General features: G+C 43.7%; 16 protein-coding genes. 7 read left to right on the top strand and 9 right to left on the bottom strand.

The features are described 5' to 3' along the window. Positions 1 to 4: 4 nt before the first annotated feature. From BUB92_RS01045 to BUB92_RS01035, 3 genes are read left to right on the top strand one after another with little or no spacing between them, the layout of a single operon-like run. The gene (locus BUB92_RS01045) at positions 5 to 1,168 is read left to right on the top strand and encodes a Ger(x)C family spore germination protein (protein ID WP_073089055.1); all 1,164 of its coding nucleotides are present in this window, start codon (positions 5 to 7) and stop codon (positions 1,166 to 1,168) included. An 18-nt stretch (positions 1,169 to 1,186) separates the two neighbouring features. Further along, the gene (locus BUB92_RS01040) at positions 1,187 to 1,420 is read left to right on the top strand and encodes a hypothetical protein (RefSeq protein ID WP_073089053.1); all 234 of its coding nucleotides are present in this window, start codon (positions 1,187 to 1,189) and stop codon (positions 1,418 to 1,420) included. A gap of 19 nt (positions 1,421 to 1,439) precedes the next feature. Continuing rightward, positions 1,440 to 2,543: a GerAB/ArcD/ProY family transporter gene (locus BUB92_RS01035; protein ID WP_073089051.1), complete on the top strand. Its 1,104-nt coding sequence runs from the start codon at positions 1,440 to 1,442 to the stop codon at positions 2,541 to 2,543. Here BUB92_RS01035 and mfd read toward each other — a convergent pair. The 9 genes from mfd to BUB92_RS00990 all read right to left on the bottom strand — a co-directional run bounded on the left by mfd (position 2,540) and on the right by BUB92_RS00990 (position 12,521). Next, entirely contained in the window at positions 2,540 to 5,749 is a 3,210-nt protein-coding gene (gene mfd / locus BUB92_RS01030; protein WP_073089049.1) for a transcription-repair coupling factor, read from the bottom strand. The genes BUB92_RS01035 and mfd overlap by 4 nt on opposite strands. 37 nt (positions 5,750 to 5,786) lie before the next feature. Further along, positions 5,787 to 5,951, bottom strand: a complete 165-nt coding sequence (locus BUB92_RS11480; protein WP_159432288.1) for a hypothetical protein — start codon at positions 5,949 to 5,951, stop codon at positions 5,787 to 5,789. Between the two features lie 61 nt (positions 5,952 to 6,012). After that, positions 6,013 to 6,567: an aminoacyl-tRNA hydrolase gene (gene pth / locus BUB92_RS01020; protein WP_073089046.1), complete on the bottom strand. Its 555-nt coding sequence runs from the start codon at positions 6,565 to 6,567 to the stop codon at positions 6,013 to 6,015. 68 nt (positions 6,568 to 6,635) lie between these two features. Further along, the gene (locus BUB92_RS01015) at positions 6,636 to 7,247 is read right to left on the bottom strand and encodes a 50S ribosomal protein L25 (RefSeq protein WP_073089044.1); all 612 of its coding nucleotides are present in this window, start codon (positions 7,245 to 7,247) and stop codon (positions 6,636 to 6,638) included. A gap of 94 nt (positions 7,248 to 7,341) precedes the next feature. After that, positions 7,342 to 8,292: a ribose-phosphate diphosphokinase gene (locus tag BUB92_RS01010; RefSeq protein ID WP_073089042.1), complete on the bottom strand. Its 951-nt coding sequence runs from the start codon at positions 8,290 to 8,292 to the stop codon at positions 7,342 to 7,344. 18 nt (positions 8,293 to 8,310) lie between these two features. Next, entirely contained in the window at positions 8,311 to 9,681 is a 1,371-nt protein-coding gene (gene glmU / locus BUB92_RS01005; RefSeq protein WP_073089040.1) for a bifunctional UDP-N-acetylglucosamine diphosphorylase/glucosamine-1-phosphate N-acetyltransferase GlmU, read from the bottom strand. A gap of 152 nt (positions 9,682 to 9,833) precedes the next feature. Then, positions 9,834 to 10,931, bottom strand: coding sequence for a polysaccharide pyruvyl transferase CsaB (gene csaB / locus BUB92_RS01000; protein WP_073089039.1), 1,098 nt, complete (start codon positions 10,929 to 10,931; stop codon positions 9,834 to 9,836). 25 nt (positions 10,932 to 10,956) lie between these two features. Continuing rightward, on the bottom strand, positions 10,957 to 12,090 hold the full coding sequence (locus BUB92_RS00995; RefSeq protein WP_073089037.1) for a glycosyltransferase family 4 protein: 1,134 nt from the start codon (positions 12,088 to 12,090) through the stop codon (positions 10,957 to 10,959). 20 nt (positions 12,091 to 12,110) lie between these two features. Beyond that, positions 12,111 to 12,521, bottom strand: coding sequence for a hypothetical protein (locus BUB92_RS00990; protein WP_073089036.1), 411 nt, complete (start codon positions 12,519 to 12,521; stop codon positions 12,111 to 12,113). 189 nt (positions 12,522 to 12,710) lie between these two features. On the opposite strand from BUB92_RS00990, the gene BUB92_RS00985 reads away from it, so the two are divergent. The 4 genes from BUB92_RS00985 to BUB92_RS00970 all read left to right on the top strand — a co-directional run bounded on the left by BUB92_RS00985 (position 12,711) and on the right by BUB92_RS00970 (position 17,094). Then, a complete protein-coding gene (locus BUB92_RS00985) occupies positions 12,711 to 13,196 on the top strand; it encodes a DUF4330 domain-containing protein (protein WP_073089034.1) in 486 nt (161 codons plus the stop codon). A gap of 16 nt (positions 13,197 to 13,212) precedes the next feature. Further along, positions 13,213 to 14,472 (top strand): O-antigen ligase family protein, encoded by a 1,260-nt coding sequence (locus BUB92_RS00980; protein ID WP_073089033.1) that lies wholly within the window; start codon positions 13,213 to 13,215, stop codon positions 14,470 to 14,472. A gap of 9 nt (positions 14,473 to 14,481) precedes the next feature. After that, the gene (locus BUB92_RS00975; RefSeq protein WP_073089031.1) at positions 14,482 to 15,636 is read left to right on the top strand and encodes a glycosyltransferase; all 1,155 of its coding nucleotides are present in this window, start codon (positions 14,482 to 14,484) and stop codon (positions 15,634 to 15,636) included. A 159-nt stretch (positions 15,637 to 15,795) separates the two neighbouring features. Next, the gene (locus BUB92_RS00970; protein ID WP_073089030.1) at positions 15,796 to 17,094 is read left to right on the top strand and encodes a nucleotide sugar dehydrogenase; all 1,299 of its coding nucleotides are present in this window, start codon (positions 15,796 to 15,798) and stop codon (positions 17,092 to 17,094) included. Positions 17,095 to 17,099: the final 5 nt, after the last annotated feature.

The raw sequence follows: 17,099 nt of genomic DNA, 5'->3' as shown, positions 1-17,099 counted from the left end.
AGCTATGCCCAAAAAATTAAGCTTTTTTATCATAATATTATTCTTTTCTTCCCTGTTAAGCGGCTGTTATGACCGCATAGAAACTACCCAGACGGCAATATGTGCCGGAATAGGGATAGATAGCAATGAAGAAGGCAGCCTGGATTTTACGGTCCAGCTGAACAAACCGGTAGAACCGCAAAAGCCAATTTCCTTTACCCAGCAGGTAGAAAACATATCTACCCAGGGAGAAAGTATAACCGAGGGGGCGCGCCGGGTCATGCTCATGGTCCCGCGCCTGCCTTTATGGTCACATGCCGATGTGTTAATCATTGGCGGCGAGCTGGCCCATCGCGGTTTGGGAGGAATAGCTGACTTCTTTGCCCGCAACCGCAATGTCAGACATGATGTTATTGTCCTTATAAGCCCTTATGATAAGCCTGAGCAAATTTTTCAAAGCAGCTGTCCTCTTTCTCTCTGCTCTTCGCGTGGTATCATGAAAATACTCGAATTCCAGGAAACTATGCTGGGCAGCTATACCAGGATGGATATGCTGCATTTTCTCTCGCGTCTCGCTACCCCCGGCATAGATCCTATCGCTCCTCAGGTAGTAATAACTAAAGATATAAAAGGGAACAATATTTTAACCATCGAAGGGATGGCCGTCTTCAATGGAGATAAAATGACCGGCAGCCTTGATGAAAAAGAAAGCCGGGGCTATCGCTTTTTACTGCCGGAAAAGCCCCAGGGAGGCATTATTACCCTTAAGTCCCCTTTTGCCGGCTGCCGGTCTATAGACCTGGAAATAACCCGTTTTAAAAGCAGCATAAAACCGGTAAAAAAAGATGCGCAAATTATAATTTCCCTTAAAACCGAAGCCGAACTTAATATTCTGGGCATTCAGGGAAAAGAAGAAATACTTACCCCGGAAAAAATAGCCGTTTTAGAAAAGGAGGTCATAAAGCAGATTACAGGCGATATTACCGCCTGTGTGGAAAAAGCCCAAAAGCTTAACAGCGATATACTGGGATTTGGCCTGGCTGTTTACCGCTATATGCCGGAAGAATGGGAGAAAATCGGCACCAACTGGAAAGAGGTATATCCGGAAATAGATTATGAAGTAGAAGTCCAGGCGAAAATAAAAAATACCTATCTTATCCATAAAGTATATCAGCCCCAAGAACAATAAAGGAGAAAGGGATAATCCATGCTTTATCTGGTAATAACTATGGTGATAACTTTTGCCATCCTGGAAATAAAAAAAATAAGAGAGGAAAGAAGCTGGAAAGACCTGCTGGTGGCCCTTTTTTTAATCTTAGCCGCTTTCCTATACAGTATAGAAATACATTTTAATCTATCTTTTTTGCCCAATCCTAACCGCATCCTTTTTTTCGTAAAACCAGCCGGAGATGCCTTTATGAAGTTGCTGGGACTATCATAAATTCTAAGGAGGTAAAAAAATGGCTAAAGATATTATAAACAGCAATCAATTCGGCATACTGCTTCTGTTTCTCATACTGGGAAGTGCTTTTATTTTTGTTCCGGAAGGCATAGCAGGAAGGGATTGCTGGGCAGCTTCCCTTATCGCTTCCTTAACCGGCTTATATATAATATCCCTTACGGTTAACCTGCAAAACCGGTTTCCCGGCCTCAGCATAATAGAGATAAGCACTCAGGTACTGGGAAAACCTCTAGGTCTTGCCTTAAGCCTTATTTATTCCTGGGTCGTCTTCCTGGTAGGCACGCTTTATATGTATGATATGCTGGTATTGATGGTCATTATTTTTCCCGGGCTGGCAGAAACACTTCTGGTAATCCTTCTTATCGCGGCCTCTTCTTATGTCCTTTACCGGGGCATAAACAGCCTGGCCCGCCTGGGAGAAATCTTGCTGTGGATAATAATCCCTCTCGTTCTGGCAGCCATAACCGTACCTTTTTTTACCGTAGCCAATCTGCAAAGCTTAACCCCGATTCTGGCCAGCTTTAAACCGGTTCTGGCCGGTGTCGTATTCGGCTCTAACTGGCCTTATGGAGAAATAAGCCTCATGGCCATGCTGCTTCCTTTCGTAGCAGATTTGTCAAAAAATAAAAAAACCATCTATATATGGTTTTTTATCGGGGTTATTATTCTCGTAATACGCAGCCTGCTGGTGGTAGCCGCCCTGGGCCAGGAACTGATGGGGATAGTCCGCTTTCCCCTGTACGAAGTCCTGCTCCTCATACGCTTTTCCACCTTTCAGCGCATTGAGCTTTTCTTTTTTATCATGTGGTCGATAACTAATTTCATGGCTATTATTTTATCCCATCAAAGCTTTGTCCTGTGCTTAAAAAGCCTTTTTTCCCTCAAAGACTATAAAACCGTCATTATACCCGCTGGATTATGTATAGCAATATTTACGCTAGTAATGTTCCCTTCAGATATAGAATTTATGTCGGTGGAATCTTTTGCCGCCCCTTTCCATAATCTTCCCGTACATGTGCTTTATCCTACACTGGTATGGCTGGCCGCCCGCTTTAAAGCTCAAAGCCTGTCTCCCGGATTGTCACCGGGAAAACAGGCTTAAATAAGGGATAAAACCTCTTCTAAACCTTTTATACCTTCAGTTCCTGCCCAGTAAAGCTGCATGGTGTGGTCGTCCACTTTTTTTACCTTTATCCTCCCCGGCAGAGAAGTTATCCCTTCCGGCAGGGGATGATTAAGGCTTATATCTATTCTCCCCTTTCTATGCTTCAAAACGCGTATATCTTTGTCTTTGGCCATTATGCGCAGAGAAGCGATGCGCAGGAAATTTTCCACCGGCAAAGGCAAAGGGCCAAATCTGTCTAAAAGCTCTCTCTTTATCTCTTCTAGTTCCTTCAAATCGGAGGCTAAAAGAAGCCGCCGGTAAATGCGCACCTTGCTTCCCAGATCCGGAATATAGCTGTCAGGTATATAATAATCCAGGTCTATATCTACCTGAGGAGCTTCTCTTTCTTCCCTTTTCTTTTCTCCCCGCAGACGGGCAGTCTCTTCTTCCAAAAGCCGGCAGTAAAGATCAAAACCTACGGCCTGAATATGCCCGTGCTGTTCCGGGCCTAATATATTGCCGGCCCCCCTTATCTCCAGGTCGCGCAGGGCAATCTTCATACCGGCCCCCAGCTCATTAAATTCCCGCATAGCATTAAGCCTCTTCTGGGCTTCTTCGGTAAGCACCTTATAAGGCCGATAGGTAAGGTAAGCATAAGCCAAACGGTTGGATCTGCCCACCCGGCCCCGCAGCTGATAAAGCTGGGCCAACCCCATTTTATCAGCTTCATCAACGATTATAGTATTGACATTCGGCATATCCAAACCTGATTCAATAATCGTGGTACACAGAAGAAGATTATATTCCCCTTGGATAAAATCCATCATTATCCGGGATAACTCTTCTTCTTCCATCCTCCCATGCCCTACGGCTATCTTGAGGCAGGGCAAAAGTTTTTGCAGATCTTCCTTTACCTTATAAATATCTTCGATGCGGTTATGGACGAAAAACACCTGTCCTCCCCGCTCTATCTCCAGCTGGATCGCTTCTTTTATTATCTCTTCATTATATTCCATGACATAGGTAGTAACCGGATACCTTCCTTCCGGAGGGGTCTCAATCACACTCATATCCTTGAGCCCGGTTAAGGCCATATGCAGGCTCCGGGGAATAGGGGTAGCGGAAAGGCTTAAAACATCCACGGTTTTTTTTAAAAGCCTTATTTTCTCTTTCTGCCTTACCCCGAAGCGATGTTCTTCATCAATGATTAAGAGGCCTAAGTCTTTAAACTGCACATCGGCCGACAAAAGCCGATGGGTTCCTATCACTAAATCTACTACCCCTTTTTTTAAATCCTCGACAATCTTTTTCTGTTCTCTTCCTGTTCGAAAACGGCTTAAACATTCGATAACCACCGGATACCCTGCAAACCTGGCCTTAAAGGTTTGATAATGCTGTTCCGCCAGTATGGTGGTAGGAACCAGGAGGGCTACCTGTTTGCCATCCATAACGGCCTTAAAGGCTGCCCGCATCGCCACCTCGGTTTTGCCATAACCGACATCCCCGCATATCAGCCTTTCCATAGGCCGGGGGCTTTCCATATCCCGCTTTACCTCTTCAATAGCTTTAAGCTGGTCCGGGGTTTCTTCATAAGGGAAGGCATCCTCAAACTCCTTCTGCCAGGGAGTATCAGGGGAAAAAGCATAACCTTCCTCTGCTTCCCGGGCAGCATAGATAGAGATAAGCTCTTTAGCCATTTCCCTTACTGATTCTTCTACTTTTTTGCGGGTTCTCTCCCATTCACTGCCTCCCAGTTTGCTAAGGCGCGGTTCTTTTTCTCCCATCCCGCTGTACTTATAAAGTTTGTCTATCTTATCCAGCGGGAGATAAAGCTTATCTCCTCCTCTATATTCTATAAGCACATATTCGCGGATCAGGTTATCTACCCTGGCTTGAGTTATTCCCCGGAATATCCCTATGCCGTAATTTTCATGGACCACATAATCGCCTATTTTTAAATCTTCCAGGATAATAGTCTCTTCCCTCTTGCCTCTCCGGCTTTTTTTAGCCCGCATGGGGGAAGATTTTCTAAAAATATCTCTTTCGCCGATTAAAGCCAGTTTAAAGGTAGGGCTTACAAAGCCTTTTTCCACCCCACCATCTCTGAATTCTACCCCGGAAATATTCCTTTCCAGCATCTCGCTCAGGATAAGCTTTTTTAAGTGTTCATCTCTTATCCCTATCTCTACTTTATAACCTTTATCCTGCCATTCTTTTATGCGGGAAAAAAGCAGATCCCGGTTAACATAAAAAGGCTCCAGTTCTTTTTGCACAATATGCTCCCTAAAGACTGCTTTTACATCAGTCATATGGCCCGGGAAAAAAGAGTGAAAAACCGTTTTCCTCACGGTATATTTTTCTATATCCTTCCGGTCAAGCAGGGGAAGTTCCCTTATCTCTTTACCTGCTTGGCGGGCTTCTTTTAGTAGATCTTTATACCGCCTGCCTGCTCTTTCCCAGGCCTGATAAAAATTTACCGGTTCATCAAAAAATATAGTCACATTAGGCCCCAGATAATCGAATAGAGACCCTTTTAAATCTTGCGCACAGAAATCATCAGCCGGTATAATGCGCGCTTCATCCTTCTTTTTTCCCGACTTCTGGGTTTGGACATCAAAATACCTTACCGAATCAACCATATCGCCAAAAAACTCAATCCGTAAGGGGTCTTTTTCATTAAGGGGGTAAATATCCAAAATCCCGCCCCTTAAGGCAAATTCCCCCCGGTTTCTTACCGTGCTTACCCTTATATACCCGCATTCGACCAGGTTTTTAATTATCTCCTCCCGCTCATATTCTCCCTCTTTTTTTAAATACAGGGTCTTTTCTTTCATCTGTAAAGGTGAGAGGACGGGATGCAGAATACCATCAGGAGTAGCTATAAATATACTCTTTTGGCGGGGATGATAAAGGGCAGTATAGAGGGCAGTAATCCTTTCTACTTCTGAGAGGGCATAATTTTCTTTAATAAAAACCAGGCTGCGCCCGGGAAACACAAAGACCTGGTCCTTTAAGCCCCCCTCTTTAAGCAGGTGGGCTAAATCATAAGCTTTTTCTTCACTTTCGACCAGGACCAAAATCCTGCCTGATGTCTCCAGTAAACGGCTCAAAAAAAAGGCCTGAGCTGTTCCTGCAAGCCCACTTAAAATAACATTTCCTTCTTCCAAAGCCGTAATCAGCTTATCCCAAAAATCGCGTCCCAAATTTAACCCTCCGCACCGTTAAAAGGTGATAAACCGCTTAATGTTCGTAAACCTTAAAAATAAGCGCATCATGCTGCCAGGCCAGTTCCTCACTGCATTCCGGACAGACTCCCAGAAGCTGGTGCATTCCTTCTTTTTCCTCATCACATATTGATACACTAAATACCTTATCACAAAACCCGCATATGTGGTAGATTTTCATCTTCCCCGCCCCTTTGCTTTTTGTAAATATTTTTCCCTGCGCAAAGAGGCAAATATACCTTTTATCCATTATACTTGTTCATAGCCTTTTCTATGCCTTCCAAAACCCAGCATACCGCAGCATCAGCTGCCTTTTTTACGGCCGCTTCGATTACAGGTTTTTCTTCCGGGGTAAACTCCCCCAGGACCCAATCAATCGTATCGGCAGGCGGGCGCCCTATTCCTATGCGTATACGGGGAAAATCCTGACTTTTAAGCATTTCCGCAACCGAAAGCACCCCCTTATGGCCTCCAGTTCCCCCCTTAGCTCTAAGCCTTAAAGCTCCTAAAGGCAGATCCATATCATCATAAATGACCAGTACATCCTTAAGGTCTAGTTTATAAAAATGCACCAGTGGGGCTACCGCTTTGCCGCTTAAGTTCATGTAGGTCAAAGGCTTTACCAGCAGTACCTTTTCGTTTTCTATACGCAGATGCCCTACAAGGCCGTTATATTTGCATTCTTCTTTTTCCACCCGGTACCGTAAAGCCAGCTCGTCCACAGCTTTGAACCCTACATTGTGTCTGGTTTCCCTGTATTTAGCTCCGGGATTGCCTAATCCTACAATTATCTTCATGTTTTATCACCTTAGCTTTTCATAATAAATCCCCCGGCCTAAAGCCAGGGGACTTGCTATGCAGAAAATTAAGCTTCGCTTTCTGTTTCTTCAGCCGGGGAAGTTTCTTCTTCGCTTACTTTCGGAGCCAGAATAGTTACGACAATAGAATCGGGATCGCTTATTATCTTTACTCCCGCCGGGGCCTTGAGATCGCCTACCGTCATATGATCCCCAATATCAAGAGCTGATATGTCGCATATAATAGCCTCCGGCAAATCTTTAGGCAAACATTCCACTTCTACCTCTTTTACCCCTAACTGGAGTATGCCGCCCTTCTTCAGGATTTCTTCTTCCCCTGCAATGACGATAGGAACTTCACTGGTTATCTCTTCATTCATATCGATAGCAAAAAAGTCAAGATGGATCATTTCCTTGGTTACCGGATGGGTCTGCATTTCTCGTAAGAGAACAGTTACCGGCTTTTCTTCCCCTTCGATTTCCAGGTTAAAAAGCCCCCGAAAGCCGTAGGTGCTGAAAATCTTGTTTATATGCCGGGAGTTTACCGCTATCGGTAAGGCTTCTTTCGTCTTGCCATAAACTATACCCGGCACATACCCTTCTTTTTTAAGCCGGTTAAGCTTGCCTTTGGTCCCTATTTCACGCCTCTGTCCTTTGATGCTGGCCATTATTGCTGCCATATAATATCACTCCTCCTTAAGTAATATTATAGTCAGCATTTTACCCCATTATTAGTAAATTATAACAACAAAAGACAGGCATGTCCAAAAATATTTAGGACTCAAAAAGCTTGCTTACCGAAAGATCTTCATGGATGCGAAGAATAGCCTCCCCGATCAGCGGGGCCACTGACAAAACAACCATATTGGGAAGCCTTTTTTCTTCTTTTAAAGGAATCGTGTTAGTTATCACGATTTCCTTAAATGGCGCTTCAGCCATCCTTTCTACCGCCGGCCCGGAGAATAAAGGATGGGTGCAGCATCCATATACTTCTACCGCTCCCTTTTCCTTCATTACCTGGGCAGCTGAACACAGAGTCCCTGCCGTATCTATTATATCATCTATTATTATAACTGATTTTCCTTCTACATCACCTATAACATTCATTACTTCTGACACATTAGGAGCCGGCCTTCTTTTATCTATAATTGCCAGAGGGGCTTCCAGCCGGGCTGCCAAATCCCGCGCCCTGGTCACTCCCCCTACATCAGGGGAGAGCACTACCGGGTTCTTAAGGTTTTTACTTTTAAAATACTCGGCAATCGTAGGCACCCCGGGGAGATGGTCAACCGGTATATCAAAAAAGCCCTGAATCTGGTTGGCATGCAGGTCAACTGCTACTACCCGGTGGGCTCCGGCTATCGAAATAAGGTTAGCCACCAGTTTAGCCGTAATAGGATCACGGGCTCTAGTCTTGCGATCCTGCCGGGCATAGCCATAATAAGGAATAACTGCATTTATGCGGGCCGCTGAAGCCCTTTTAAAGGCATCGATCATAACCAGAAGCTCCATCAGGTGTTCATTTACCGGGGGACAGGTAGGCTGCACCACAAAAACATCTACCCCTCTTACACTTTCATCAACCACACAGCTTATTTCTCCATCGGCAAAGCGGGCAACCTTAGCATTGCCTACCGGGATCCCTAGATAAGATGCAATTTCCTCGGCCAGTGCCGGATTGGCATTGCCGGTAAAAAGCTTCATCCGCCATCTGGATGCTTTCATTTTGTTAATTACCTCCTGCTATTCTTTTTTCTTCTTTCTCCTGGCCCAATCCCTAATCTGCTTCTGTTCCGCTCTTTCTACCGCCAGAGCAAAATCAGGCACATCGCGGGTAATCGTAGAGCCGGCTCCGGTTACCGCTTCTTTCCCTATTTTTACCGGAGCTACCAGATTAGTGTTGCTGCCTATAAAAGCTTTATCTTCTATAACCGTCTGGTGTTTGTTAACCCCATCATAATTACAGGTAATAGTTCCGGCTCCTATATTGACTTCACAGCCTAAAAGCGCATCCCCTACATAGCTTAAATGAGGAATCTTGCTCCCTCTGCCAATTATAGATTTTTTAACTTCTACAAAATCGCCAATCTTGACATCTTCCTTTAAGACCGTTCCCGGACGCAGATAAGCAAAAGGACCTATTACGCATCTGTCTCCTATCTCGGCTTCTTTAATCCGAGAACTTTCGATAATTACATCATTACCGATGAGGGAAGAAGTTATACGGGTATAAGGACCTATTTCACATCTTTCGCCAATAACCGTTTTCCCTTCTATAAAGCTAAAAGGCATAACTACCGTATCTTTCCCTATCTTAACCTCACTGTCAATAAAGGTGGTATCAGGATCTATGATAATAACCCCTTCCTGCAGCAAAGCCCTATTTTTTCTTCTCCGCATAACCTTTTCGGCTTCTATAAGCTGCAGTTTATCATTTATTCCCTGTATCTCCTCACTATCTTCGATCTTTAAAACTTTTACGGTTTTACCTTCCCGGTTAAAAAGGCTGAAGACATCAGTTAGATAATATTCCCCTTGTGCATTGTCCGTATCGAGATGTAATAAAACATCAAATACTTCCCGGGCCTTAAAACAATAAATCCCGGCATTGATTTCGGTAATTTTTTTCTCCTCCAAAGAGGCATCCTTTTCTTCCACGATTTTAAGCAGATTATCATCACTATCTCTTATAATACGCCCATAGCCATAAGGATTAGCCAGCTCAGCCGATAAAACCGTAGCCACGGCTCCGCTTTCGCCATGAAAAGATATAAGTCTTTTTAGGGTGGCAGCTGTCAAAAGCGGGGTATCCCCGGCTAAAACCAGCAAAGTGCTCTCTAAATCCACCTGGTCTTTAGCCTGCAAAAGGGCATGTCCGGTTCCCAGCTGTTCTTCCTGCAGAGCAAATTTGACTTTAAAAGGGCTTAAAACCTCTTTTACCAGTTCCCGCTTATGCCCTACCACTACGGTTATATCTTCAATCCCTGCCTGTTTAAGATTTTCCACCACATGTACTATCATAGGCTTTCCTGCCACTTTATGCACCACTTTGGGCAGATCAGATTTCATCCTTACCCCTTTGCCGGCAGCCAGAACTACAGCGGAAAAACTCACCTCATGAACTCTCCTTTTTTAATTTTTAATATCTTTATGTATTATATGTTAACACGCCGGTAAAAGTTTTTAACTAAGCCACTTCGTAATTATAACTTTTTATTTCTATTTAGAAAATAACATCTTTTTTATTTTTAAGCCAAAAAGAGGGATTATTTTCCCCTCTTTTTTACCTGCCTTGCCTCCAGTACCCCCCATGTAAGATAGGCGTTCTCCAGAGCTTTTTCCTTCATCTCCTGCGCCTTTTCCTTTACCCTGTTTCTTACTTCTTTATCTTTAAGCAATTTATCAATATAAGCTTTCATATCCCGGTAATCCAGAGCTAAAGGCTTAAGATGAAAGCTTTCAGCAAAAGCTTCTACCTTGGGATCATAGGAAATAGCGGCAAAAGGCACACCCTGACTGGCCGAAAAAATCAAGGAGTGCAACCGCATGCCGATCATCAGTTCAAAAAAAGAAATTAAAGCCATATATTCTGTGCTTTTTAAGCTCTGGTCAATAATATAACATTCTTTTCCCATTAAGCTTTTAATCTTTCGCGATTCTTCCATGTCGTTGCGATAATCCATGGGCACCAGAACAATCTTATAGCCTTCTGCGGCTAAATCATCTAATACCCGGGCTAAAACCTCCTGATACCCGGCTAGTTTTTCCCATTTCCGCACCGATACCCCAATTATGGGGTTCTTGGCGGGAAAAAAACTTTGTAAAATAGCCTCTGCCTTTTTATAATCCTCATCCTCTGGCTCTAAGGTAAATACAGGATCAGCAGTAACCCTTACCGGTGGCTTTTTTACCCCTATTTCCTTAAGCAGATTTAAAGAAGCCATATCCCGCAAAGTAATAAGGTCTACCTTATTGGCAATATGAAACATGAGAAAACGGCTAAACCTTTTATTTAAAGGTCCGATACCCTGGGCATAAAATACTACCGGTTTGCGCAAGAGCTTGGCCAAAGCTACTATTCCTATATAATAAACGAGGGAGCGCGTGCTGGTTACATCCTGCATGAGGCTTCCCCCGCCGCTTATCAGCAAATCCGCCTGCCAGAGCTCTTTTATAACGGCAAAAGGATTAGTTCGGCTTACCGCACGCAAACCATGCAGATAAGCGGTTCGCTCAGGCTGGCCAGAAAAAACTACAAATTCTATTTCTGCGGATAAACGCCGTAAAGTCGAGGTTATAGCTGCCAGTAATGCCTCATCACCTGCATTGTCAAAACCGTAATATCCTGACAGACATATCTTCATAGTCAAGCTCCCATATACAAAATTTTTAATCCTGGTAACGCTTAAAGCCTGCTAGCTCATCATATATAGCTTCTACCTGTTTGGTCATATTCTCCATGGTAAACTTCTCTATCTTTTTCAGTGCATTATCGGTAAGCCTCTTGCGCAAAAGCTCATCTTCTAAAAGCCTTATTATCTTCTCGGCTAAAGCCCGGTGATCTTCAGGGGGGATAAGGATACCATCCTTTCCGTCTTCTATTATCTCCGGAATCCCTCCCACCCGGGTTGCTATCACCGGAACTCTAAAAAACATGGCTTCTAAAACTACCAGCCCTAATCCTTCCATAAGGGAAGGTACACATATAAGATCGGAAATGCGATAAATATCTTCTATATCATTATAATAACCCGGCATAAGGACTTCTTCTTCTAAATGGAGTTCTCTTACCATCTGTTCCAATTCGGGTCTTAGACTCCCTTCCCCGATGATAAGGAACTGCACTTCCTTAGTATGCTGCATAACTTCACGGGCAGCCAGAATAAAATATTTATGTCCTTTTACCGGATGCAGCCTGGCAATCATAGTTACTATCTTTTTATCCGGGCTTAGGCCCAGCTCTCTCTTAACTTCCTTTTCATCCCGGTTAGATTTAAACTTATCCGTATCCAGGCCATTGTGAATAACCTGCAGCTTGCTATCCGGCACCCCCATAGCCAAAATTTCTTCTTTTATGGCATAGGAAATAGCAATAAAACGATCAGTATAACGGTTGGTCATTCTGGTAAGCAAGGTCGCTACCAGCGCAGCCAGCCGGCTATCATAGTCATAGCTCAACCGGCTGTGGAAAGTAGTTACTACCGGCAACTTTTCTTTATGAGCAGCTATACGCCCTACCAGATTGGCGCGTACCCCATGGGTATGAACTATATCTATCCCCTTTTGCCTCATATATTCCCTTAGTGGCCTGATGGTAGAAATGTCAAGTTTGTGCCGCATAGCAATCGTATCTGCCTTTATCCCGTTAGCGCGCGCCAGAGAAGCAAACGGCCCCGGGCATAAACATATAAGGTAGGGTTCATATCTATCCCTATTAAGAAGTTTTAATAAAGTCAATACCAGCCTCTCGGCTCCGCCTATTTCCCCGCCACCTATCAGGTGAAGAACCTTAATCTTTTTCATGCTATACTCCTTTTTATCTGTTAATCAGCCTTTATCCACCAATTTAATAAAGTCCCAAGCCGGCTCCCTTTTAAACTTCCCGGCCTAAGCTGCGCTAAGGGCAGGATCAGAGCTAAGAAAGCTGCAGATAAATAAAATACCGCTTTTAAGCCAAAATAACCGGTAGAAAATGCTTTTCCTGTAAACAAAATAAATGCCATAAGCCCCACAAGGCTTCCGGCATACTTAAGCAGCCGACTAGTCTGATACATCCTTAAAATCGCCTCTCCTGCTTTATAAAGAGGCAGCAAAACCGCATCCAGCAGCCGGCTGCTAAGCTTATAAACGGCCGAACCAGCATAATAATTTCTCCGGGAACTGCCCTGCAGCAAGCGGATAATAAAGCTATTTTTCCCTATTCTGTATATCGTACTGTGCTGCCAGTAAGGCATATAAACCATCTCCGTTATATCTTAATCAAGTATTATTATATTAAATTTTTGTTTTTTTATCATCCTGCCATAATTTTATATATCACCTGTTCTATGTTTTTCGCTTTAAAACATTGACATAGCCATATAAAACCTGTGTAATATATTTGAGTTATTTTAAATAAGGAAATGTAAAGGAGGTTCTTTTTTATGATTATTGACGATAAAGGCCGCCTTTTCGGCTTGATCAATGTAATTGACCTTATAATACTCCTCATCATAGCTTTGCTGATTGTAGGCTATATTTACCGCGGCCGGGCTACTCCCGTCAGTTCAGAGCCGCAAACGGTAAGGCTAAAGGTAGTATGCCCTGCTGTTTACCCAGGAGTGGAAAACAACTTAAAAACCGGGGATCGCTTAATAGCAGCCGGAGCGGTAACAAGTGCGGAAATCAAAGAAATAGAAGTAAAGCCTGCCGCCTGGGTTACTACCAATGCGCAAGGCCAGATGGTCCTGACAACTAATCCTTTTCGCAAAGACATCCACCTTACTATAGAAGGTACAAGCACCCAGGCAGGTCCTGCCGGCATAACCCTGGCCGGTCAATCAGTAAGAGCAGGCAAAGAAGATTTTGTGGTAAAAACCCAGCTGGTAGAATTAAAAGCTACTATAGTTTCCGTGGAAATCGTCAAATGAAAAGCGAGGAATGTATATGGAAAAAACAGCTGTCAATCCTCAAAAACCCTGGCTGTCATGGGAGCTATATCTTGTCGTCCCTTATGTAATCCTGGACTGGTTTTTCCGTTATGTAGCTTTTACTTCTTTGGCCGGCATATGGGATGAATTACTTTTTATCGTACTGGTAGGAGCCTTTATATTTAAGACAGCCATAAGAAAACTAAGACCTGAAGGCTCTGCCATGCTGATACCAGTCATAGCCTATATAGGCATTATGGTTTTTATCCTGCTGGTCAATTCTCCTAATTATGCCATAGCGCTAGAAGGTTTGCGGGTTATGGTTCAGTTTATTTTCTGGCTTTTTCTGGCTTATAACCTGGTTTTTTCCCGGGAACATTTTAAAAGCATAATTGATCTTTTTCTCCTGGTATCAGTGCTGGTAGCCCTTTATGGCATTTACCAGTATTTTGCGGGAGTCGAAATACCTGCCCACTGGGTGGATATGGCAGAAAAAGGCAATATAACTACCCGGGTATTTTCTATAATAGGAAGCCCTAATATCCTGGGCAGCCTTATGGTATTGAACCTGCCCATTGCTTTTGTGCTCTACTTCAAGAGCCAAAACCTCTTTAAAAAAGCAATATATGCCCTGGTAGCAGCCGTATTCCTTCTGTGCCTGGTCTTTACTTTTTCCCGGGGAGCCTGGCTGGCCTTTATACTGGCAACCTTTCTTTTAGGTATATTTATTGACCGGCGTATAATAATCGCCATAGTTCTGGCCGCCTTTCTCATCCCCTCTTATATGCCCACGGTTTACCACCGTATGGCATATATGATGAGTGATGAATATATCGCCTCATCCGAACGGGGGGGAAGGCTGGGCCGCTGGGATGTTTCCCTCAAATACTGGCAAAATTACCCGCTGCTGGGGATAGGATTGGGCCAGTTCGGAGGAGCGGTAGCTGCCCGTCATTTCCCCACGGAAAGTTTTTACACCGATAACTGGTATCTGAAGGTAGGGGTGGAAACCGGCTTTATAGGCCTGGGAGCTACTATTATCTTTCTGGCCTGGGCTTTAAGAGAGGCAGTTAAAGCTTTAGCCCGCATCCGGGATGAATATATGCAAAGCCTGGGGAAGGGAATACTTATAGGTCTTATCGCCATCCTGGCCCATAATGCAGTGGAAAATGTTTTCGAAGTGCCCATGATGAGCACCTATTTCTGGTTTTTGCTGGGACTTATACTGGCTCTTCCGCAAATAACCGAAAATGAAACTGCTAAATCGAGGTGTTAATAAGCATTTATGGACATAATATGCATTTCATCGGTGGACTGGGAACCTATATGGACAAGGAAACAGCAGATAATGTGGCGGCTTCCTAAAAACCATCGTATTCTATATGTAGAACCGCCTATTTCTTTTTTGTCTCCTTTTAAAGATCCTAATGTAGCCTTTAAAAAAGAAATGGCCCAGAAGGGTTTGCGCAGGCTAAACGAAAATATCTGGCTTCTTTCCCCACCTGTCATATTCCCTTTTGGCAGCCGTTTTCCGGGAATAAACCGGATTAACCAGCATATAATTGCTAAAGCTGTCAATAAAGCCGTTAAGGAGCTGGAGTTTCAAAAGCCGGTTTTGTGGACTTATCTTCATACCAGCTGTGACCTGGTAGGCAAGTTGAATGAAGTGATGGTAGTCTATGATTGTGTAGATGAACACTCAGCCTATGAAGGTTTTAATCCCCGGCTGGTTAAAGCTATGGAGCGAAAACTTCTGCAAAAGTGTGATCTGGTTTTCTGCACCGCCCGCGGGCTTTATGAAGATAAAAAACCTTATTGCCGGGAAATATACCTTTCCCCCAATGCAGCCGATATAGAACATTTCAACAAGGCTTTGCATCCTGATACTCCGGTAGCCCAAGATATAGCAGACCTTCCCAGGCCTATCCTGGGTTTTGTCGGAGTAATAAAAGAATGGATAGACTTAGATCTTATAAAAGCTGTGGCCTTATCTTTCCCGCAGGGGTCAGTAGTGATGGTAGGTCCGGTAGGAGCCAATATCGACCTTTCCCTTTTTAAAGGGGTAAAAAATGTGCATTTTCTCGGCCATAGAGACAGGGAAATACTGCCCCAGTATTTAAAAGGATTTGATGTATGCCTTAACCCATTTAAGGAAAATGAACTTACGGCTACCGTAAGTCCCTTAAAATTTTACGAATACCTGGCTACCGGCAAACCTATCGCTTCTACCCCTATGCCTGAAATCATGGATTTCGCAGGGTTAATCGAATTGGGCCGGGGGCAGCAAGGTTTTGTCAAGGCCGTTCAGAGAGCCTTGTATAATGATAGTGAAGAAAAGAAAAAAGAAAGGCTTAATAAAGCCCAGGAAAATTCCTGGGACAGCCGGGCTCATTTCATGATGAGCAAAATAGAACCTAAATACCGGAGTAAAGTAGAATAATCCCATCTATGAAGTATTTTCATAAATAATTTTAATATTATGAGTGCTTGTGATTTTATGAACAAGTCGGGTAAAATATCTTTGATGTCCACAAAATAAAATAAACTTGTCGTTCAGGTATTAAAACAACGGTATAAGAACTGGAGGAATGAATAAGCGATGAAAAAAGTCTGCATGTTTGGCCTTGGTTTCGTAGGGCTTCCCCTGGCCCTCAGTTTTGCTATGCGCGGCTGTAAAGTTACGGGAGTAGATATTGATGTTAACCTGGTTGATGAATTAAACCGGGGCATAACCCATCATTTCGAAACCTATCAAGGTAAGACGATCCAGGAAATTTTAAGAGAAGAGCTGGCCAAGGGCTCCTTTAAAGCGATAACCGACGGTCTCAAGGCCATGGAGGAATGTGACAATATAATAGTAACTGTAGGCATCCCGGTAGAAAACTATAAAAGCGACATAACTCCCCTTATCGAAGTGTGCAAAACCGTAGGCCAGGGCCTTAAAAAAGGCGACCTGGTATTGATAAGGAGTACAGTTATTCCCGGTACCACTCGCAATATCATTATGCCTATTCTTGAAAGAGAAAGCGGCCTTAAAGCCGGAAAAGATTTTTATCTGGCCTATTCCTCGGAAAGGATTGCTGAAGGCAAGGCTTTTGACGAATTTGAAAATATGCCTGCTGCTCTGGCAGGTATAGATGAAGAGAGTACCGCCAAAGCTTTAGAGCTTATGTCCATAGTTACTAAAGCTCCTATCACCCAGGCCAGTTCTATGGAAGTAGTGGAAACAGCAAAAGTCATGGAGAATATATCCCGGGATGTAAATATTGCTATGGTAAACGAATTTGCCCGCTTTGCCAAAGCTATGGGATTAGACATATTTGAAGTGATAAAAGTAGCCAACACCCATAAGCGGGTTAATCTGCTCACCCCCGGTCCGGGAGTAGGAGGTTACTGTTTGCCCAATGCCGTTTTCTATCTTTTGCCCAAAGCTGAAGAATTAAATGTTAAACTTGATCTTTTATTGACTGCGCGCCGGGTTAATGAAGAAATGCCTCGTTTTGTAGCTGATCTGGTACTGCGCAACCTGCCAGTAGCACCTAACCAGGCCCGGATAGCCGCTTTGGGACTGGCAATGAAGGATTTTTCCAACGATGACCGTATAAGCCCTGCCCATATGGTCATAAAGCATCTGCAGAACGCAGGTTGTACAGTAAAAGCCTTTGACCCGGCAGTTCCTAGCCGTTATGATTATAAAGTAGATACAGTCGAAGAAGCAGTCAAAGATGCCCATGGGATAGTGATTCTGGCCCGGCAAACAGCCATTGATTTTATGAACCTGGATTATTATTACCGCTTGATGTCCAAAGAAGGAACTCCTTTCATTGTTGACACCAAAAACATCTACCAGGATGATGAATGGGTAACTGCGAAAGGATTTAAACTGGAAAAGCTGTAATAATC

It is taken from the genome of Thermosyntropha lipolytica DSM 11003, assembly GCF_900129805.1.
GTDB lineage: Bacteria > Bacillota > Syntrophomonadia > Syntrophomonadales > Syntrophomonadaceae > Thermosyntropha > Thermosyntropha lipolytica.
The sequence above is the reverse complement of the archived record's forward strand: the minus strand, read 5'-3'. Positions and strand labels throughout refer to the sequence as shown.